The sequence below is a fragment of the Nesterenkonia sp. PF2B19 genome, assembly GCF_001758425.2.
Classification (GTDB): Bacteria; Actinomycetota; Actinomycetes; order Actinomycetales; family Micrococcaceae; genus Nesterenkonia; species Nesterenkonia aethiopica.
The window spans coordinates 1-18,801 of sequence record NZ_MDSS02000012.1; the positions used below are offsets into that span (position 1 = coordinate 1).

The 18,801-nt window shown below is 71.0% G+C and carries 14 protein-coding genes and 3 pseudogenes; 7 read left to right on the forward strand and 10 right to left on the reverse strand.

Annotated elements, in window-relative coordinates; translation table 11 throughout:
* From BCY76_RS05450 to dut, 4 genes are all read right to left on the reverse strand, one after another.
* A partial coding sequence (locus tag BCY76_RS05450; RefSeq protein WP_237089984.1) for a TRAM domain-containing protein occupies positions 1-844 on the reverse strand: 844 nt, incomplete at its 3' end.
* Between the two features lies 1 nt (position 845).
* Positions 846-1,757, reverse strand: a complete 912-nt coding sequence (locus BCY76_RS05455; protein WP_237089985.1) for a DUF3159 domain-containing protein — start codon at positions 1,755-1,757, stop codon at positions 846-848.
* On the reverse strand, positions 1,750-2,850 hold the full coding sequence (locus BCY76_RS05460; RefSeq protein ID WP_085437302.1) for a DUF3710 domain-containing protein: 1,101 nt from the start codon (positions 2,848-2,850) through the stop codon (positions 1,750-1,752). Before BCY76_RS05460 ends, BCY76_RS05455 begins: the two co-directional genes overlap by 8 nt.
* A 27-nt stretch (positions 2,851-2,877) precedes the next feature.
* Positions 2,878-3,372: a dUTP diphosphatase gene (gene dut / locus BCY76_RS05465; protein ID WP_170922602.1), complete on the reverse strand. Its 495-nt coding sequence runs from the start codon at positions 3,370-3,372 to the stop codon at positions 2,878-2,880.
* A 199-nt stretch (positions 3,373-3,571) separates the two neighbouring features.
* Here dut and BCY76_RS05470 point away from each other — a divergent pair, with 199 nt between their 5' ends.
* The gene (locus tag BCY76_RS05470) at positions 3,572-4,054 is read left to right on the forward strand and encodes a DUF3093 domain-containing protein (RefSeq protein WP_070158914.1); all 483 of its coding nucleotides are present in this window, start codon (positions 3,572-3,574) and stop codon (positions 4,052-4,054) included.
* Between the two features lie 108 nt (positions 4,055-4,162).
* Here the strand turns inward: BCY76_RS05470 and BCY76_RS05475 are convergent, their stop codons facing one another.
* Complete coding sequence (locus BCY76_RS05475) at positions 4,163-4,462, reverse strand: DUF4193 domain-containing protein (RefSeq protein ID WP_070158911.1); 300 nt, start codon at positions 4,460-4,462, stop codon at positions 4,163-4,165.
* Positions 4,463-4,855: 393 nt separating this feature from the next.
* On the opposite strand from BCY76_RS05475, the gene sepH reads away from it, so the two are divergent.
* On the forward strand, positions 4,856-5,932 hold the full coding sequence (gene sepH, locus BCY76_RS05480) for a septation protein SepH (protein WP_070158910.1): 1,077 nt from the start codon (positions 4,856-4,858) through the stop codon (positions 5,930-5,932).
* 382 nt (positions 5,933-6,314) lie between these two features.
* Here the strand turns inward: sepH and BCY76_RS05485 are convergent, their stop codons facing one another.
* Together BCY76_RS05485 and BCY76_RS05490 are read right to left on the reverse strand one after the other, a co-directional pair.
* The gene (locus tag BCY76_RS05485; RefSeq protein WP_070162472.1) at positions 6,315-7,541 is read right to left on the reverse strand and encodes an alkaline phosphatase family protein; all 1,227 of its coding nucleotides are present in this window, start codon (positions 7,539-7,541) and stop codon (positions 6,315-6,317) included.
* A gap of 70 nt (positions 7,542-7,611) precedes the next feature.
* A complete protein-coding gene (locus BCY76_RS05490) occupies positions 7,612-8,232 on the reverse strand; it encodes a DUF5998 family protein (protein WP_070162463.1) in 621 nt (206 codons plus the stop codon).
* Positions 8,233-8,239: 7 nt separating this feature from the next.
* Between BCY76_RS05490 and BCY76_RS05495 the strand changes: the two are divergent.
* The 4 genes and pseudogenes from BCY76_RS05495 to BCY76_RS05505 all read left to right on the forward strand — a co-directional run bounded on the left by BCY76_RS05495 (position 8,240) and on the right by BCY76_RS05505 (position 13,138).
* Positions 8,240-9,321, forward strand: a pseudogene (locus tag BCY76_RS05495) (3-oxoacyl-ACP synthase III).
* A complete protein-coding gene (locus BCY76_RS18975) occupies positions 9,318-9,752 on the forward strand; it encodes an alpha/beta fold hydrolase (RefSeq protein WP_237089986.1) in 435 nt (144 codons plus the stop codon). The pseudogene BCY76_RS05495 and the gene BCY76_RS18975 overlap by 4 nt, the downstream one beginning before the upstream one ends.
* Positions 9,752-12,094 (forward strand): alpha/beta fold hydrolase, encoded by a 2,343-nt coding sequence (locus BCY76_RS05500; RefSeq protein WP_237089987.1) that lies wholly within the window; start codon positions 9,752-9,754, stop codon positions 12,092-12,094. Before BCY76_RS18975 ends, BCY76_RS05500 begins: the two co-directional genes overlap by 1 nt.
* 38 nt (positions 12,095-12,132) lie before the next feature.
* Positions 12,133-13,138: pseudogene (locus BCY76_RS05505) on the forward strand (NAD-dependent epimerase/dehydratase family protein).
* A gap of 79 nt (positions 13,139-13,217) precedes the next feature.
* On the opposite strand, the gene BCY76_RS19845 reads toward BCY76_RS05505, so the two are convergent.
* Together BCY76_RS19845 and BCY76_RS18980 are read right to left on the reverse strand one after the other, a co-directional pair.
* Positions 13,218-13,661: an ATP-binding cassette domain-containing protein gene (locus BCY76_RS19845; RefSeq protein ID WP_272896818.1), complete on the reverse strand. Its 444-nt coding sequence runs from the start codon at positions 13,659-13,661 to the stop codon at positions 13,218-13,220.
* On the reverse strand, positions 13,550-15,136 hold the full coding sequence (locus BCY76_RS18980; protein ID WP_272896817.1) for an ABC transporter ATP-binding protein: 1,587 nt from the start codon (positions 15,134-15,136) through the stop codon (positions 13,550-13,552). Before BCY76_RS18980 ends, BCY76_RS19845 begins: the two co-directional genes overlap by 112 nt.
* Positions 15,137-15,178: 42 nt before the next feature.
* On the opposite strand from BCY76_RS18980, the gene BCY76_RS05515 reads away from it, so the two are divergent.
* A complete protein-coding gene (locus BCY76_RS05515; protein WP_085437304.1) occupies positions 15,179-15,937 on the forward strand; it encodes a TetR/AcrR family transcriptional regulator in 759 nt (252 codons plus the stop codon).
* Between the two features lie 10 nt (positions 15,938-15,947).
* On the opposite strand, the pseudogene BCY76_RS05520 reads toward BCY76_RS05515, so the two are convergent.
* A pseudogene (locus tag BCY76_RS05520) lies at positions 15,948-18,706 on the reverse strand (GNAT family N-acetyltransferase).
* Positions 18,707-18,801: the final 95 nt, after the last annotated feature.

Consider the following 18,801-nt stretch of genomic DNA (forward strand, 5'->3'; position numbering starts at 1 on the left):
GTTGCGGGCGACGGCGCCGCCGCCGTTCGGGGCCTCGGCCGTGCCGTCGTCGGCGCGTCGCCAGCGCCAGCACGATGGTCTCGACCTTCGGCTCGACGTCGGCGATGCGCAACAGGCGCTGACGAAGTCCGGCCTCCTCAGCCCGGGACTGCTCGGCGTGGACGACCAGCGCCAACGGCGCCCGACCACCCGGGGCCACGACGTCGACTCGTTGGGCGCCGGTGAAGTCTCCGCCGAAGAGTCGGGACTCATGGATGTCCTCCACTGCCAGCGGCATCCCTCGCAGATCGATCAGTTCGTGGCTGCGGTAGGGCTTCATGCTGAGCACGCCGTGATCGTTGACCCCGAAGCTGACCCGCGTGCGCCAGTGCAGACCGTTGCTGTGACGCTCTCCGACGTCGACGACATGGATCTCCCCGTCGGCTGGGGCATGGGCCAGGGTGAGGTCCTGCAGATGGATTCCGCCGATGCGCTGCAGAGTGTCCCGGAAGACCTGGGCCTTGACGCGGCGCTGATGCTGGTCCGTGATGTGGCCGTACTCGGCTCCGCCGACCGGAAGCCGGTCCATCTCATGGGCGCGGAGTGCGTCGGCGAGCTTCCAGATGTGCCGTCGCCGGTAGTCCGAGGCCTCCAGGACCTCGACGACGTCGGCGCGCCAGAACTTGGCCTGCGGTCCTGAGTCGGTGACGCGTGCCCGGACGACTTCGCCCGGGATCGCATGCCGGACGAAGATGACCCGCCCCTCATGCCTGGCGACACAGTGACCCCCATGAGCCATCGGGCCGACGTCGAGGGTGAGCAGCTGCTGCGAATGTGTCGTGCCGGCCTGTCGTGAGGTCACCATCTCAGGACACCGCCTCTCCATCGCGCCGGTCCTCCACGACCGTCGGGCGCGTGATCATCCAGCCGACCCACAGGGCCAGGGCATAGAGGGGCAGCCCCATCACCAGGCGAGCAGTCCCGAGCGCGACGACGGCGTCCGCCAGGTACAGCGGCAGCTGGACCGCCAGCCGCAGCGCGAGCACACCGGTGACGATCCACGTGGCCAGCGCATAGCGCCTCCGACGAGCGTGGTCCTGACGCCAGGCGACGCCCTCTCCCCGGATGAAGCCGAAGAGGATCCCCAGGAACGGCCAGCGGACCGCGACGGACAGCGCGAAGCCCGCGATGTAGGCGGCGTTGGTGACGAAGCCCCACAGGTAGAAGTCACGGGCCTCGCCTGTCTGCTGGGCGACGACGGCGCACAGCACGATGACCGCCAGCCCGGACAGCGACTGCACCAGAGGGCCGCGCTGTGCCAGCCGCGCCACCGTGAAGATCAGTCCCATGAGGACCGCGACGATGGAGGAGATCAGCAGGTCCTCGGTGATGACGAACACCGTGAGGAACGCCGCCGCGGGCAGAGAAGCTTCGACAAGGCCCCGCACGCCCCCGATGGAGGACATCACGTCGAGCGAGCCGTCCTCACGGGTGCGCAGCCGGGAGCCCGCCGACTCGGCGAGCCGCTCCCCGATCTCGTCCGGGCCGGCCGCATCCTGAACCTGATCGCCCCGACGGTCCGACGGATCGTCCTGCCCCGGGCCCCCGGCGCTCCCGAGCCTCCCGGCATCGGGAGTCGCGGCATCGGGAGTCGCGGCATCAGGGGTCGCTCCCCCGGTCATGAGCGTCTCGGGCGCTGCGGGCGGTGACGTCTCGTCCCGCGCCGCACGCTCCTCCGAGCTGCCCGGCGTCCCCGCCCTGCCCGGTGAATCAGTCATCACAGCCGCCTGCGCCTCCCCTGTGCGTGGTCCCCTGGTCTTCATCGGCCGTCCCTCGACCGCCTGTCGCCGCCTCGTCCGCCAGCGAGATCAGGCCTGCTGCGGCCCCTCGGAGCCGGCCGCTGCGCCTCCTGCCGACCTCCGCTGCTGCGGTCGGACACCGTTGGCACGGGCGCCGCTCTGGTCCCCTTCTCCACTGCCGACCGCGGCAGCGCCGGGATTCGGCCCTGGTGCGGCGTCCCGACGCTGCGCCGGGTTCCGCGGCAGCACCACCCGGCGTGCGCCTTCGGGCGGCCGCAGCGGCCAGCAGCTCGCGAGGCGGCAGCGGGTCGTCGCCGCGCACGACGACGAGCCGAGAGAAGAGATCCTCGACGTCACGAGCGGCCTGAGGGTCGATCGCCCCCCGCCCGCCGACGACACCGCGCAGGAACCAGCGGTTCCCCTCGAATCCGATGAAACGAGCCACGCGCCAGCCGGCCCGGCCGTCCTTCAGCGTGGTCGGGACACGGGCGGCGAGCTCCTTGCCGAAGCGGCCGTCGAGCTGCTTGATCCGCCCCTTCTGCCTCACCACGGAGTCTTGGATCTGTTCCCGCACCTCATCCCACGTGCCTCCCGACTTGGGCGCGGAGAACGGCTGGATCTGGATGCTGGCCTGTCCCACCGAGATCGTCAGGGCCACGACACGTTTGGTCTTCTGATCGATGTCCAGGCGTACCTTCTGTTCCTTGCCCGCCGGCACCAGGACCGCGCCGAAGTCGATGTAGCCCTTGGTGGTCTCCACCTCCGTGACGTCGTAGGGCCCCCCGCCTTCGATGCGTTCCGAGGCGTCCTCAGAGTTGTCCTCAGTGGCACCGTCGGACGCGCTGTCGGACGCGCCGCCGGTCTCGGAACCGGCGGCCGCCGAATCCTGCGGCACCGACTCCTGCGGCGCTGGTGCCGTCGCGGACTGCTGCTCGGGGGCCGCGGAACTCTCCGTGGTCTCCTCCTGGGCAGGGCTCGTGGGGGAGGTCTCCTCCTCGCGGAGCGCCGCTCTGATGGTGGCGGGCTTGGCCTTCTCCGCCCCTTGGGACTTCTTCCGTCGTCCGAAGATCATGCTGAAGTTCCTCTTATCCCTCGAGAGTCACGTGCCGGTGGAGCCGAAGCCGCCTGCGCCGCGGTCGCTGTCCTCCAGCTGGTCCACAGGCACGAATTCAGCCTGGTCCACACGCTGGAGGACGAGCTGCGCGATGCGGTCTCCGCGACGGAAGCTCACCGGAGTCGAACGGTCGGTGTTCAGCAGACACACCTTGAGCTCTCCACGATACCCAGCATCGATGGTTCCCGGCGTGTTGACAAGGGTGATTCCGTGTTTCACCGCCAGTCCGCTGCGGGGGTGCACCAGCCCGACCCAGCCCTGCGGGATCGCGACGGCCACCCCGGTCGGCACGAGGCGACGTGCACCCGGCTCCAGCGTGAAGTCCTCGGCGCTGACCAGGTCCGCTCCGGCGTCGCCCGGGTGGGCATAGCCGGGAAGCGGAAGGTCCGGATCAAGACGCCGGATCGGCACCCGGATCCTGCCGGGCGCCGAGCCGGTCGGCATCTGGCCGGCGTCGTGCTCCTTCGTAGACGTGGTCATCGGGGCTGCTTCTCCTCGTGGTCTGCGGGCTGGGGCCTGGTCCCGCCCATGACGGGCTGGTCCAGTGACCCCTCGAGTCTACTCATCCGGCCTGACATTCCAGCCGGCCGGGGATTCCCTCTGGGCCGAGCTCCCATCCGGCAGGGCGTCACCGTCGGCGGTTCCGGCCCACCGGAGGTTCCGTGAGAAGCTGGTGGTCATGACGACGCATTCTCCGAGCTACTCCGAGAAGCTCTGGCCGGCGTGGTGGATCTGGCTCGCCGCGGTCATCATCGGAGCCTCCGTCTCGCTCATCTTCTTCCCCATCTCCGTCGGGCTCGGCGCGACCGCCATGGTCATCGGAGTCGGACTGCTGCTGTTCGCCCTGATCATCACCACCCCTCGGATCGAGATCACCGAAGGGTGGCTGAGCGCCGGCCGAGCCCGGATCGAGCGCACCCACGTCGGCGCCGTCGTGGCCCATCGCGCCCAGGCGGCACGTGAGCAGCTCGGCCCCGGCTTCGACGCACGGGCCTATCAGTGCATCCGTGGGTGGATCGATCCCGTGGTGACCATTCAGATCACCGATCCCCAGGACGCCACGCCGTATTGGATCGTCTCCACCCGACGCCCGGAGGCGGTCCTCGCCGCGCTCGGTTCCGAGGAGCCGGTCCGCCAGACCGGGCTCAGCGTCACGGACTGACCGCCCGAACCGACCCCGCGCGGCCCAGGCACACGGAGGCCCCGTTCCGGACCATGGTCCGGAACGGGGCCTCCGTGCTGCAACGATGTGGCCGACCGAGATCGCCGTTCAGCTGTCGCAGTCCTTGCAGATGAACATCCCGTTCTCCTCGCGGGACACCTGGGACCGGTGGCGGACCAGGAAGCATTCGCCGCATGTGAACTCGTCAGACTGGGCGGGCAGCACCCGCACCTGCAGCTCCTCGTCGGAGAGGTCAGCGCCGGGGAGCTCGAACCCTTCGGCCGCCTCCGCCTCGTCTTCGTCCACGACGGCGGACTGGCGATTGGTCTGCTGATTCTTCAGTTCCTCGATGGAGTCTTCGTTGACGTCGTCGTCGTTCTTGCGCGGCGCATCGTAGTCGGTTGCCATGAGGGTCGCTCCACACTCCGAAAGTCGAATTCGAATCGCTCGGACACCAGCCTCCACCGGTCCCCCAAGCGCGATTTGTCGCACAGATTGTGTCGCATCGAGCCAGCTCCGCCAAATCGGCGGCGACACATTGAGCCGAGGGCGGACGACGGGCCGGCTCGGGGCCCCGAAACCGTCGCTGAGGCGGCGAGCCGGGGCCGCCCGGAGCCGGCGCCACGCAGCTCCTCACGGGCTCCGCGACCCCAAGGTTCAAGTTCCGCTGAACCGGGAGCGGGAGCTCCACGCCCTCCCCGCGCTACAGTGACCCCTGGACCAGTCCACCCGGAGGGCGGCGCGGCGCCGACCGCACCCGTCCCGAAGACTACTGCCGGCCACAGGCGGGAGGAAGCACAGATGCAGCAGCTGCGGATCATGGGCGTGACCGAGGACGACTCCGACGAACTGCTCGTCCTCGCCGACGACCAGGGTCAGGAGTTCGCCCTGCCCGTGGACGACGCGCTGCGCGCGGCCGTGGGACGGAAGTCCACCCGCCCGCCGCACCTCACGACGCGCGCCGAAGACGCCCGGGCGCCCATGACGGTGCGGGAGGTGCAGGCCCGGCTCCGTGCAGGGGCCACCGTGGAGCAGATGGTCGCAGAGTCTGGCCTTGACCCGGCCCGAGTGGAACGCTACGCAGGGCCCGTCCAGGCCGAGCGCGCCTATGTCGCCGAACTGGCCCGCAGCACGGCGATCGCCCCGCCGTCCTCGGCCGAACAGCACCGGATCGCGTTCGGTGACGCCCCCGCCACCCTCGAAGCGATGGCGCTGGTCCGCCTGCGGTCCCTCGGCGTCGACCTGACCTCCCTGGCGTGGGACGCCTGGCGACGCCAGGACGGCAGCTGGCAGGTCGTCTGCTGGTTCTCCCCCGATGACGAAGCCGCCGCCCGCGCTCGTGTCGACGCCGAACCGCCCGCTGAATGGGTCTTCTCTCCGGAGTCTCGCCATCTGCGAGCGGTCGGTCCCTGGGCCCAGACGCTGAGCAGCCTCCCTCCGGAGACCGGCGCCCGCCGCGGTCCGCGGCGACTGACCGCAGTGGACGCCCCCTTCGACGTCGAGTCCGTGGCGGACTCGGCGGCGCAGCGATCGGATCGTGGCACCGGCAGGCCGGCGGCGACGACGCCGGCCCCGGTGCCCGCAGACCAGCAGGACACCTCGCCGCTGCTTCCCGCTCTCCGGACGCCCCGGCAGGCCCCACGGGCGAAGGCGACGAGCATCAGGACCTCCTCGACGTCCTGCGCGCTCGGCGGGGTCGTCGGTTGGGCGCGGACGAGGACGCCGATGACAGGCTCGCCCTCATGCTCACGCGCGACGAACAGCCCAGCGGCCAGGACACGCCCCGACTGCGCGCGGTCGAGTCGGCGCAGACCGGTCAGGGGGAGGACGATCAGCAGGCTCCCCGCGACGATGAGCGCACGGAGTCCCCCGACGTAGACAGCCCCGACGGCACCGACGCCTGGGGGTTCAGCTATGCCGACAGCGAGTCACCGGTCGACGTCGACTCCTCCGACCGGACCACGCGGCGGCGCAGGGCGCGCCCGACACCTCAGAGGGGGCCGGCGCCCCGGCGAAGGAGCCGACCCCCGGCGAGGATCCGGCATCGGCCGGATCCGCACAGAGCGACGGCGACGCCGCCACCCGCCAGCGGGACGCCGGCAGCACCGAAGACGCCGCGCCCGCCCACGCCCCGAAGCCGAAGCGCTCCGGCTCCCGCCGCCCCAGCATGCCTCGCTGGGACGACATCCTCTTTGGCTCGAAGGGCGACTGACGACCGGCAGACGGTCGCACAGGGATCGGTCGCACGTCCCCACGGGACTCAGCCGAAGGCGCGCCCGGTCAGCGAGAGCAGCGGGACCTTGACCTCCACGTCGGTCAGCGATCCGTGCTGGCCCACCATGGTCAGTGGATCCGGGCCCGTCCGGGCCACGTGATAGAGCGCGATCGGACCGTGCACGGCCACCAGGAGATCACCGATGCGGGGGCGCACCCGGTCCTCCACGGGACCGAACCATCCCGCGTCCACCGCCTCGTCGCGCGTGGCGATCCACGCCTGGTCGCCGAAGCGCTCCTCCCACGCCTCATGCACCTGGCGGCGCACGGCGGCGGAAGCATGCTGATCGAAGTACAGATGCACGAACCGCGGCTCGCCGCCGGTGTGCCGGACGCCGCGCAGCAGCGCCTCCTCTGCGCTGAAGTCCAGCCGGCCCTCCGGGGCGATGTCCAGCATGCCGTGGTCTGCGGTCAGCAGCACCGAGAGCTGGTCGCCGAACCTCTCACGCAGCCGCGTGACGAACGTCTCGGCCTCCCGGTCCAGACTCTCCAGCGCGCGCACCCACTCGGGTGAGTCCACCCCGTATCGGTGCCCGGTCTTGTCCAGTTCGTCCACGTAGAGATACATCAGCAGCGGCTGCGGAGACCCCTGGCGCACTCCCCCGGTGGCGGGACGATGACCGGTGATCGCATCAGCCGCCAACCGGAACCGCGCGTCCAAGTGGGTGGCCCCGAGGAACTCACCTCCGGAGAGCACGGCCTGCGTCAGGGCGGAGTCGGCGAATTTGGGACGCGAGACGGTCAGCACCCGAGCGCCCGCACGCTCGGCGCGCCGCAGCACCGGCTCGTGGGGCTGCCAACGGGCCGGATCCACCGCGGGATCCCACCCGCCGAGCATGTTGACCACCCGGTCCAGCCACGGCGCGAGGACGTCGTAGCCGACCAGGCCGTGACGGCCCGGGGGTTCTCCCGTGCCCAAGGAGGCGATGGAGGCGGCGGTCGTCGCGGGGGCGGCGGCGTCCAGCACCCGTCCGGTGGCGCTGCTCCGCCATGCAGAGGCGAGGAACCGGGCGTGCCCGCTGTGCCGGGCGATGAGCTCGTCCCCCAGCCCGTCGACCATGAGGACCACGGTGAGGCTCGCCTCGGGCAGCCCGAGCCTGTCGAGGAATCCGTCAAGGCCGAGCGACGCCGCCGCCGAGGGCATCACGTGACGGATGTGGGCACCGTCATAGGCCGGGGCGAGAGCGGCCAGCTCACGGGCACGAGCGGTCATCAGGGTCTTCCTTCCGGAGTGGGCGGTGCGCTGCCGCGTCACCAGAGGGTCGGGTGCGGGAGGACGACGGTCAGCGGGCGTGACGCACACAGGCTCGACGCAGCGCCCGGACGAAGCTGCGGGCCTCCTCCACGGCGGTGTCTCCTTCGGCGGTGGCGGCGATGCGGAGCACGATGTCCTCGGGCACGACGGTGCCGTCGTCGCCGTGGTCAGCCATGCAGTCCGGGTCTCCGCAGTGCACCGGCGCCGTCTCGAAGCGCGCGCCGCCGGTCCAGTTCATGTTCAGCGTCACCTCCGCCAGTCCCCGCTCCGGACGGAAGCTCTCCGGGCGTCGGTGCACCTCGGAGAGGATCACCGAACGGATTCGGCTGACGGGGACGACCTCCGTGGAGATGCGCGCCACCGTGTCGGTCCGACCGGCGGTCCCGGCGTCGTCGGCCTCCACGTCGTGGTCGTCCAGATGGGCGACGACGATCACGTCCTCGGCCAGCGCCAGCACGGTGATGTGCCGGTGCACCTCCTCCATGTCGAAGTGGGTGTCCACATGGACGATCTGGTGCGTAGGCTCGCGGCCGTCCAGGGCGTCGGTCACCGTATGGTGCACAAGCGTGGGGTAGAAGCCGCCGCGCTCGATCGCCGCGCGCAGCGAGAGTGTCGAAGAGGGCGCGGAGTCGTCATGGCTGAAGGTCATGGAAACCATGCTAGCCCTCCCTCGATTCGCTAGCCCGGTTCACCTGCTGGATAATGGAGCGGTGCCAGGAAACGCGACTTTTCACCACCGCAACGCCGCCCTGCTCTCTGTGGCCGAGGTCCAAGCCCCGGTCCCTCTGACCTCCAAGGACATCGACCGCCGCCTGGCCGACGCCTGAAGCGGCTGAAGCTCCCCCAGGGCCTCCTGCAGCGGGTCGCAGGCGTGAAGACCCGCCGCAACTGGGAGAAGGCGGGAGACGTGCGCGCCGGCACGGTGGAGGCCGGGCGTCGGGCCCTCCAGGCCGCCGGCGTCCCCGCAGCCGACGTCTCGGTGATGATCAACACCTCGGTGACCCGCGAGCATCTCGAGCCCTCCGTCGCCGTGGGAGTCCACCACGACCTGGGTCTGCCCAGCTCCGCGATGAACTTCGACATCACCAACGCCTGCCTGGGCTTCGTCAATGCGATGACCCTGGCCAGCTCCATGATCGACGCCGGGCAGGCGACCTATGTGCTGATCGTCAACGGCGAGGACGCCAAGAAGGTCCAGGACGCGACCGTGGAGCGCATCAGCAGCCTCGAATCGATGGTCAGCCGCGAGGACTTCATGTCGGAGTTCGCGTCCCTGACCCTGGGCTCCGGCGCGGCGGCGGCGGTCGTGGGCCCTGCCGACCGGCACCCCGAGGGGCACCGGATCGTCGGTGGTGTGACTCGGGCTGCGACCCAGCACCACGGCCTGTGCGTCGGTGACCATCGCGGCATGTTCACTGACTCCCGCGGCCTGCTCGACGGCGGCCTCGAGCTCGTCATGGATGCCTGGCAGGACGCCAAGGAGCACTTCGACTGGGATGCCATGGACGCCTACGTGACCCACCAGGTGTCGTCACTGCACACCGCGTCGATCATCAAGGCCGCCAAGCTCGACAAGAAGCGCGTCCCGGTGACCTATCCCGAGCTGGGCAACGTGGGGCCCGCCTCGCTGCCGATCACCCTGGCTCGAGAGTCCGCCTCCCTGTCCTCCGGTTCCCGGGTGCTCTGCATGGGCGTCGGCTCCGGACTCAACACGGCGATGCTGGAGATCATCTGGTGAGGGCTCCCCGGATCCGACACCGCCCGCTGCCCGCAGCACCCGCCCAGCTGCCGCCGAAGGGGCTGCCGGGGCTCGATCCTGCCTGGTCACGGCTGGTGGCGGCCCGGACCGTCGACGGCACCCGTACCTTCCACGTCCTGGACACCGGCCCGATCCTGGCTGCCCGGGGCATCCCCGTGCGGGGCACGATCCTGGCCGTCCACGGCAACCCGACCTGGTCCTACCTGTGGCGAGGGCTCGTCGCTGAGTCGCTGCGGCAGGCAGAGGCCGACACCGCCGGCGGGTGGCGCATCATCGCCCCCGACCAGCTGGACATGGGCTACTCCGAGCGCCTGTGCCACGCCGGCGCCCCGCGCACCCTGACGGGCGCGGATCCGGATGAATGCGGATATCGCCGGATGGCGCAGCGGCTCGACGACCTGGACGCCTGATGGACGCCCTCGACGTCGACACGGCCCTTCCTCTGGTGACGCTGGGCCACGACTGGGGCGGCGTCATCTCCCTGGGCTGGGCCACGCGCCATCCCTACGACGTCGACGCCGCCGCGACGCTGAACACCGCAGTGGACCATCCGGTGGACGAGCCCGTCCCGGCCGCGCTGCGCGCGGCCACCGCACCGGGCCTGCTGAGCGCCTCCACCGTGGAGACCCGAGGGTTCCTCGGGGTCACGCTGTCCCTGGCGGAAGGGCGCCTCGACCGTGAGGTCCATGCCGCCTACTCGGCCCCGTACCGGAGCCGCGATCGGCGCGGGGGCATCGGCGGGTTCGTGGCGGACATCCCCGCCTCCGCAGACCACGTCTCCCGCGGGACGCTGGAGGAGGTCTCCTCGGCCCTGACCCGATGGGACAAGCCCACGCTGCTGCTCTGGGGGCCGAAGGACCCGGTCTTCCAAGAACGCCATCTGGCGGATCTGCAGGAGCGCATCCCCCATGCCGACCTGCACCGCTTCGAGGGTGCCGGCCACCTGGTGGCGGAGGACCGAGACATCGCAGCACCGCTGCTGACCTGGCTCGACGGCATGGACCGGCGCGACGGACGTCTCCGCCCGGAGGACTCGACCCGCCGCTCCCCCGCCCCGGCCGCCGCGGTGCACGGTCTGCACGCTCAGCTTGATGAGATGACGGCGAGCTGGCGGCGGAAGTCCCCCGCAGTGGTGGACATGACCTCCCAGGACCCGACGGCGCTCAGCTGGCAGGAGCTCTCCTCGCAGATCGACGCGCTCGCTCGCGGGCTCAGCGAGCTCGGCGTCTCCCGGGGCGACAGGGTGTCCCTGCTGGTCCCGCCCGGCAACGACCTGACCGTGGTGCTCTACGCCTGCCTGCGCATCGGGGCGGTGGCCGTCGTCGCCGACGCAGGCCTCGGCGTGAGGGGCATGACGCGGGCCGCCCGCAGCGAAGCGGCCGGACTGGATCATCGGCGCCACCCCCGGCCTGGCCCTGGCCCGGACCTTCGGCTGGCCCGGTCGGCGGATCAGCGTCCAGGCGCTCTCACACCGCCAGGCACGCCTGCTCGGCACCGTGGCCTCGGTGGAGCGGCTGCTGCGCAGCCACGTGGAGGGTCTCCCGACGTCCCCCACCCGGCCCCCGAGGACGAGGCGGCGGTGCTGTTCACCTCCGGCTCCACCGGACCGGCCAAGGGCGTGGTGTACACCCACGGACGGCTCGCCGCCCTCGTGGCGCTGCTGCGGCGCCAGTTCGACGTGACGCCCGGCTCGTCGCTGATCGCCGGTTTCGCGCCGTTCGCGCTGCTCGGCCCGGCCATCGGAGCCACCTCGGTGACCCCGGACATGTCGGTGACACGGCCTGCCACGCTCACCGCTGACGCCGTCGCTCAGGCGGCGATGACGGGTGAGGCCACGATGTTCTTCGGCTCCCCCGCGGCGCTGCGCAACGTCGTGGCGACCGCGCCCGAGCTCCAGGCGGACCAGCGAGCCGCCCTGGGACGGATCTCACTGGTCCTCTCGGCCGGGGCACCGGTCCATCCGGATCTGTTGGACGCCGTCCAGGAGCTCTTCCCCTCCGCAGAGATCCATACGCCCTATGGCATGACCGAGGGGCTCCTGCAGGCGGACATCGACCGTGACGGAGTGCATGAGGCGATGGCCACCGGACAGAGCGGAGTATGCGTGGGCCAGCCTGTGGCGGGCGTGCGGCTGGCCCTGGCGCCGCTCGATCCCGCAGGCCGTCCGGCGGAGGAGCTCACCGTGCTGGACGACCCCGTCCAGCCCGCCGCCGTCGGCGTCCTCTCCGAGATCGTCGTCTCTGCCGCGCATCTGAAGGCCGGCTACGACCGGCTCTGGCAGACGGACCGGGCCAGCAGTCGGGACACCGCCGAAGGCCTGCTGTGGCACCGCACCCACGACGTCGGCCATGTCGACTCCTCAGGGCGCCTGTGGATCGAGGGGCGCCTGCAGCACGTGATCACCACCCCCGATGGTCCGGTAGGCCCCGGCACGGTGGAGACCCCGGTGGACGCCCTCGACGAGGTGGCCCGCAGCGCTGCCGTCGGCGTCGGGCCGTCCGGCACCCAGGCCGTCGTCGTCATCGTGGAGCCGGACGGTCCGGACCGGCCCCTGCGCACCGGTCGGTCCCCGCTGGCCTCGCCGGAGTTCGCCTCCGCAGTGCGCCATGCCGCCGGTGACGTCCCGGTCTCGGCCGTGCTCGTCCTCGACGAACTGCCCACCGACATCCGCCACAATTCGAAGATCGACCGCACCCGTCTGGCCCTCTGGGCCGAGAAGGCTCTGACCGGGAGGAGGCCCGGCACCCCGTGAGTGAGACCACCCCCTCAGCTTCGCGTCCCGCCGAGATCCTGCCCGGCTCCCGGGTCCTGCTCACCGGCGCCTCCGGGCTGCTCGGCGGAAGCGTCGCCCGACGACTGGCGCAGGACGGCTATGAGGTGACCACCCTGCAGCGCAGCGCCTCGGGACTCGACGAGGTCCGTGACGTGCGTGGCTCGCTGACCGACCACGCCCTGGTGGCCCAGGCGATGGCCGGTCAGGACGCCGTCATCCACATGGCGGCCAAGGTGTCGGTCTCGGGCCGCCGCCAGGACTTCGTCGACGTCAACATCCACGGCACCGAGAACGTCCTCGACGCGGCCGAGGCCGCCGGCGTGGAGCATCTGCTGCATGTCTCGTCTCCGTCGGTCGCCCATGCCGGCACCTCCCTGGTCGGGGAAGGCGCCGGAGACCCCGACGCGACCGCGGTCCTCGGCCACTATGCCCGCACCAAAGCTGAGGCCGAGCTGCTGGTCCAGGCGCGTGCGGCGGCGGGCATGAAGGTGCTGGTCATCCGTCCGCACCTGATCTGGGGCCCCGGGGACGGCCAGCTGACCCGCCGCGTGGTCGACCGCGCCCGCTCCGGCCGTCTGCCGCTGTTGGGCTCGGGCGCGGCCCCTGGTGGACACCCTCTACATCGACACGCTGGTGGACGCCTTCGCCGCCGGGCTGCGTCGGCTGCCTCAGATCCACGGCCGCCGACTGGTGCTGACCAACGGCGAACCGCGACCGATCGGCGAGCTCCTGATGGGCATCGCGGAGGCGGGCGGCGCGCGTCGTCCGCGGCTCCGCGTGGCCCCGGCGGTGGCGAAGGCGGCCGGACTGGCCGTGGAGAAGATCTGGGGCCTGGCGGAACGGGTCGCCGGTGACCTCGACGACGAACCTCCGATGACGAAGTTCCTGGCGGAGCAGCTCTCCACCGCCCACTGGTTCGACCAGCGGGAGACCCGGGCGGCCCTCGACTGGACCCCGGCGATCAGCATCGACGACGGCCTGGCCCTCCTGGCGGAGCACGTCCGCCGCACCGGCGGAGTCTGAGCCCACCGGCGCGGCCTCCGACTCAGGAGCTCGCGCTGGAACACCGCGCAGGAACGCCGCGCTGGAACACCCCGCAGGGTCACCCCACCGGAGTCTCCATCCGCAGGGCCGCCACCAGGCTGCGGTACAGCTGGGAGCTGGTCAGCAGCTGCCCGTGGGTGCCCTCATCAACGATGCGCCCTCCGTCCATCACGAGGATGCGGTCCGCGTCGACCACGGTCGAGAGCCGGTGGGCGATGGTCACGACGGCGGCATGGCGGGCGTGCGTGGCGATGGTCTCCTGCACGGCGGCCTCCGTGACGCCGTCGACCTGAGCGGTGGCCTCGTCGAGCAGCAGCACCGCCGGATCCACCAGCAGCGCCCGGGCCAGGGCGATCCGCTGACGCTGCCCTCCAGAGACGTTGGTGTCCGTCAGTGCCGTGTCCAGCCCGTGCGGCAGGCGGGAGACCATGTCCTCGAGCTGCAGTCGCCGCAGCACCTGCTGCAGCTGGTGCTCGTCTGCCTCGGGTGCGGAGAACAGCAGGTTCTCCCGAATCGTCCCGGGCACGACGGGAGTCTCCTGCTCCACGTAGCGAAGGCCGAGCGCACCAGGGCCGGGCTGAGCTGCCCGTAGGGCGTGCCGCGCAGTCTGAGCTCTCCCTCCTCGGGCTCCAGGAACCGCATCATCAGCGACAGCAGCGTCGTCTTCCCGGCCCCGGAGGGGCCGACGAGCGCCACGTGGCCCGTCGCCGGGACCCGCAGATCGATGCCCTGGACCGCCACCGGACCGTCCTGCGCATAGCGGGCGGTCACTCCTGCCAGCTCCAGCACGGGCCGGGATGCGGTCTCCGAGTCGCTGCTCTCCGTTGCCGCCGGTGCCTCTGGACCGGCGTCTCCAGGTGGTGGCCCTCCCCTGCCCGAGCGGGGGTCCGGGGCTGGGACGCCGAAGTCGTCGTGGCCCGGCCCCGTCACGGCGCCCGAGCCTCGTGCCACTCCCTCCACGACGCGGAGGTCGGCTCGCCGGTCCTCCACGGGCATCGCGTCCACCTGGCTGATCCGTCCGGCGGCGGCCAGGCCGGACTGCAGCGTGGTGAGGTTCTGGGTGAGCTCCATCAGCGGCCCGGTCAGTCCCCAGACATAGAGCAGGAACGCCACGAGCGTGGAGACACCGATGTGGCCTTCGGAGACGCGCCAGGCTCCCAGCGCGAGCACCATGATGAGGGCGCCGTCGAGTCCGACTCCCGCGACCGTCCAGGCTCCCGCCTGGATCTTCACGGAACGCAGGCTGTGCCGTCGGGAGGAGCCCACGTGGCGCATCAGCGACTCGTAGCGGCGTCCTTCGGCCCGCGAGGACTTCACCGTCTTGATGGCCCGCACCGTGCCCTCCAGGTCGGATCCGAGGTCACCCAGGGCGGCCTGGGCCTTCTCCTCCACCGTGGCGATGCGCGGCATGAGCACGGCGAAGATCACCAGCACGACCGCCAGAGCAGCGAGTGTGGTGCCCAGCAGCACCAGGTCCAGGCGCGCCATCAGCAGCAGGGAGCCGAGGATCATGATGGCGCCGTTGATCAGCCCGATGATGGCGGTCGAGGCCGCCTGGTTGAGCAGCACCGTGTCCGAGGTGACCCTGGTGACGAGCTCCCCGGGACTGCGCCGCAGGAGCTCGAAGACGCGGGACCCCAGGTATCGGAGGATCATGCGTCGGCGGGCGTCGTAGACGATGTCCTCGGCCAGCCGCCCCAGGAGGACCCACTGGCACCAGCCAAGACCGGCGCCGAGCAGGAGCAGACCGACCAGCACCAGGACGGGATCCCGCAGCGAGGCGTCCACCGCGAGGCTGTCCAGCACCCATTTGGTGACCATCGGGCTCGCCAGCCCCATGGCCGAGACGGCGAGCGAGAGCAGCAGCCCGAGTCCCAGGACCTTCAGATGCGGTCGCGCGAAGGACCACAGGACCTTCATGCGGACTGAGGACGAGGCCTCGGGCTCGACCGACGCCTCCACTGTTGATTCATTCATGACACCTAGTGAGACATAAGTGTCGCACTTTCGTCAATACTTGTGGCACATCAGGGCTGTTCACTCCTGTACGCTGGGTCCCATGCAGGAGATCGACAGCGCCGCGTCCCCAGCCCCCGGAACCGAGCGGGAGACGGAGGCCGAGGAGGACGCCAGCCCCGCAGAGCCGGGACCGGAAGAGCCGGGACCGGATCGCGCTCACTCCTCATCAGACCCCTCGCCCCGCCGAGTCCGGCCGCGCAGCGCACCCGCCGGGCCATACTGCTCGCCGCCGTCGAGGTCCTGTCCGTGAACCCCGGAGCCGCCCTCAGCGATGTGGCGGACACGGCCGGCGTCTCTCGGAGCACCTTGCATCGTCACTTCACGGACCGTGCCGCTCTACGTGCCGCCGTGGACGCTCTGGCGGAGGAGCAATGGACGGAGGCGGTCCGTGTGGCGCGGCTGGACCAGGGATCGGGCTTCCAGGCCTTCCGTCGCCTCTGCGGTGAACTGATCAGCCGCATCGACACCCTGGCCTGGTGGATGGCCTCCGACGAGCCCGATCAGGACACGTCCGGCGACTGCGAGGCGCCCGCTGAATCCGCCGAGGATGCGGAGATCGCCGCGGCGCTGCGCCGTGGGCATCGGGACGGCACCATCGATCCGACCCTCAGCCCCGAATGGGTCAGCAACATCACCTGGGCGACGCTCTACGCCATCCGCTTCATCCCGGCCCAGGGCGGGATGAGCCCCTTCGAGGCGCGCCAGCAGGGCCTGCGGACCCTCCTGAAGTCCGTCGCCGCCGACCCCTCGGCCGTCTGAACCGGGGCCCTCACCACCGGCTGATGGCTCGGCGCGCCGAGTCGGTGCGCTGCTGCGGATTGGCGATGTCGATGGTCGCATGCAGGATGCTGACGCCTTCCTCCGCGACCAGCAGGGGCGCGATCTCCAGCGCGGCGACCTGGGGGTGGTTGTCCTTGAGCATGGCCACCCGCTGCAGGGTCTCCTCCACCGCAGTGATGTCCACCGGCGGCAGACCACGATGCCCCGTGAGCTTCTGCGCGGCACGCGGCCGACGGACCAGAGATCTGAGATCTTTGTCGGTCAGCGGCGGGACGGCATGGGCCCAGTCGTCCAGGAGGTCCACTGCGTCACCGGAGATCCCGAAGGACACCACGGGACCCATGAGCGGATCCTCCAGGGCCCGGACCCTACACCCCTGCCCGATGGGGGCCATCGCCTGGACCTCGAGGCCCGGTGCGCCGAGACCCTCCAGCTGAGCACGCATGTCCGCCACGCTGCGGCGCAGCATGTCGGCGTCGCTGATGTTGAGCCGCACGCCCCCGAGATCCAGGCGGTGCCGCAGCGAGTCAGTGGTGGCCTTGACCGCCACCGGCCAGCCGAGCCGTTCCGCGGCCGCGACCGCCTCCTCCGCCGTCGTGAAAGGGACCGACGGCATCACTGAGAGCCCATAGTGACCCAGCAGCTCCGCGGCCTGTTCGGCCTCGAGCCGATGCAGGGCGGTCCCGGAGACGGATTCCGCGAGCCAGCCCTCGAGGAGCTCGTCGACGGTGCGCGAGACGGTGGAGCCTTCCAGGCCGGAAGGCGTCCAGGGCTCGCCGATCCCCTCCTGCCGCCATCGCTGGTAGCGCACGATCTTGCCCAGAGCGGCCACCGAGCGGGCGGGTGAGGAATAGACGGGGACGCCCTGCTGCAGCGCGCCGGTCTCCATGACCGGCGCGGCGGCGGCCAGGTGGTTCAGCGGCACATCGTCCTCCAGGACCCCGATGAGCGAGACGACCACGGGCTTGGGATGCTGCCGAGCGGTGTCGAGGATCCCCCGGGAATGATCCTGGTGCTCGCCGGCGACGGTCGGCTGGAGGCACAGCGCGACGGCGTCCACCTCCTCGGCTCCCAGCAGCGCGTCGAGCGCCTTCCGCAGCTTATCCTCCGCCTCACGTCGGGTCCCGTCGAGGTCAAGCCCCGACTCCGTCCGTACGGCCTGAAGCCCGTGGGACTGGGCGGCGTCCGCCAGCACCCGGCCCATCGAGGCGGAGTTCGACAGGATGCCCAGACGCGGCCCGGCGGGAAGCGGCTGGCTGGCCAGGATCTGCAGCACGTCCATGAGCGAATCATGGTTGCCGACCTGGATGACGCCGGAGTGCTCGAGCATGGAGTCCACGGCCCCCCGCGGAGTCAGCGTGGTGCGCACGTCATGGCCGGGCGGCAGCCGACGGCCTGTGACGTCGGATGTGGCGACGACCACCGGCTTCGTCAGCGACAGCCGCCGGGCGATGCGAGAGAACTTGCGGGGGTTTCCGAAGCTCTCCAGGTAGATCCCGACAGCTCGCGTCGCCTCGTCGTCCTCGAAGCGCTGCATGGCGTCGTTCCCGGAGAGGTCCGCGCGGTTGCCCGCCGAGATCACCGAGGACAGCCCGACCTGCCGTCGATGGGCCGCGGCGTACAGCGACACTCCGATCGAGGCCGACTGGCTGAAGAGCCCGACCCCGCCGCGCAAGGGCATCGTCGGGGACAGGGAGGCGTTGAGCGAGATGTCGGGGTCGGTGTTGATCAGGCCCACAGAGGCCGGCCCGATCACCCGCATCCCCCACCCGCGGGCCAGCCGAACGAGCTCCCGCTGATCGAGGACGGCGCCGGATGCCCGAGACCCTCCGGCGCCCTCGGCCTCGAGCCCCGCGGTCACCACCAGCAGTCCCTTGACCCCGTGCCGACCGCAGTCCGCCACCACCTCGGCCAGCCGCTCCGGAGGCACCGCCACGACCGCCAGATCGACGTCCTGCTTGATGTGCTCCAGCGAGGCGTACGCCTCCGTGCCGCCGACCTCGAAGGCGTCCGGGTTCACGGCGTGGACGCCTCCGGTGAACCGCCCCTCTACGAGGTTGTGCACCAGGTGATACCCCACCGAGCCGTACTCGCGGGAGGCGCCGATGACCGCCACCTGGGACGGCGTCAGCAGCTCGGCGACGCTGCGGGACTCGGCGCGATGCTCCCGCGCCTCCATCACGGCGCGGGACTTCTCCGTCGGGTCGATGGGGAACTCGAGGACGACCACGCCGTCTTCGAACCGCCGCTGCACCTCATAGCCGGCCTCGGAGAAGACGGCCAACATCTTGCGGTTCTCCGGCAGGACCTCCGCGGAGAACCGCTCCAGGCTACGCTCCCGGCCGCTGCCGCCAGATGCTCCAGAAGGATCGACCCCAGACCTCTGCCCTGATGGGCGTCGGAGATGTGGAACGAGACCTCGGCCTCCCGGGTGCCGTCGATGCGGTCGTAGCCGCCGACGCCGATGATCTCCTGATCGCCGGACGGGCTGGCCAGCAGGATCACCATCGCCACCCGGTCGACGTGGTCCACCTGGGTGAAGCGTCGCAGCTCCTTCTCCGTCAGTGAGGACTTGTAGGTGAAGTACCGCAGATAGATGGACGACTCCGACTGGGCCGCATGCATGCGCTGCAGCCGCTCGGCATCGTCAGCCCCGATCGGGCGCAGGTGGGCCGCGGCGCCGTCCCGCAGGACGACATCTGCCTCCCAGTGGCCCGGATATCCGCCGGTTTCTGCTGGTTCACCCATAGGATCAAGACTACGAGAACTTCCGGCCGGCAGGCATGGACCGCTCTGACGGACGCCTGCGCAGGCCCTGCCGACCCTCACGACCCCGACGAAGG

Bases quoted from the DNA above. Each gene is read 5' to 3' on its own strand.
- BCY76_RS05475 (WP_070158911.1), bottom strand. From the start codon at position 4,462: ATGGCAACCGACTACGATGCGCCGCGCAAGAACGACGACGACGTCAAC.
- BCY76_RS05455 (WP_237089985.1), bottom strand. From the start codon at position 1,757: ATGACTGATTCACCGGGCAGGGCGGGGACGCCGGGCAGCTCGGAGGAG.
- BCY76_RS05490 (WP_070162463.1), bottom strand. From the start codon at position 8,232: ATGACCTTCAGCCATGACGACTCCGCGCCCTCTTCGACACTCTCGCTG.
- BCY76_RS05470 (WP_070158914.1), top strand. From the start codon at position 3,572: ATGACGACGCATTCTCCGAGCTACTCCGAGAAGCTCTGGCCGGCGTGG.
- dut (WP_170922602.1), bottom strand. From the start codon at position 3,372: ATGACCACGTCTACGAAGGAGCACGACGCCGGCCAGATGCCGACCGGC.
- BCY76_RS05500 (WP_237089987.1), top strand. From the start codon at position 9,752: ATGGACGCCCTCGACGTCGACACGGCCCTTCCTCTGGTGACGCTGGGC.
- sepH (WP_070158910.1), top strand. From the start codon at position 4,856: ATGCAGCAGCTGCGGATCATGGGCGTGACCGAGGACGACTCCGACGAA.
- BCY76_RS05485 (WP_070162472.1), bottom strand. From the start codon at position 7,541: ATGACCGCTCGTGCCCGTGAGCTGGCCGCTCTCGCCCCGGCCTATGAC.
- BCY76_RS05460 (WP_085437302.1), bottom strand. From the start codon at position 2,850: ATGATCTTCGGACGACGGAAGAAGTCCCAAGGGGCGGAGAAGGCCAAG.
- BCY76_RS18980 (WP_272896817.1), bottom strand. From the start codon at position 15,136: ATGAATGAATCAACAGTGGAGGCGTCGGTCGAGCCCGAGGCCTCGTCC.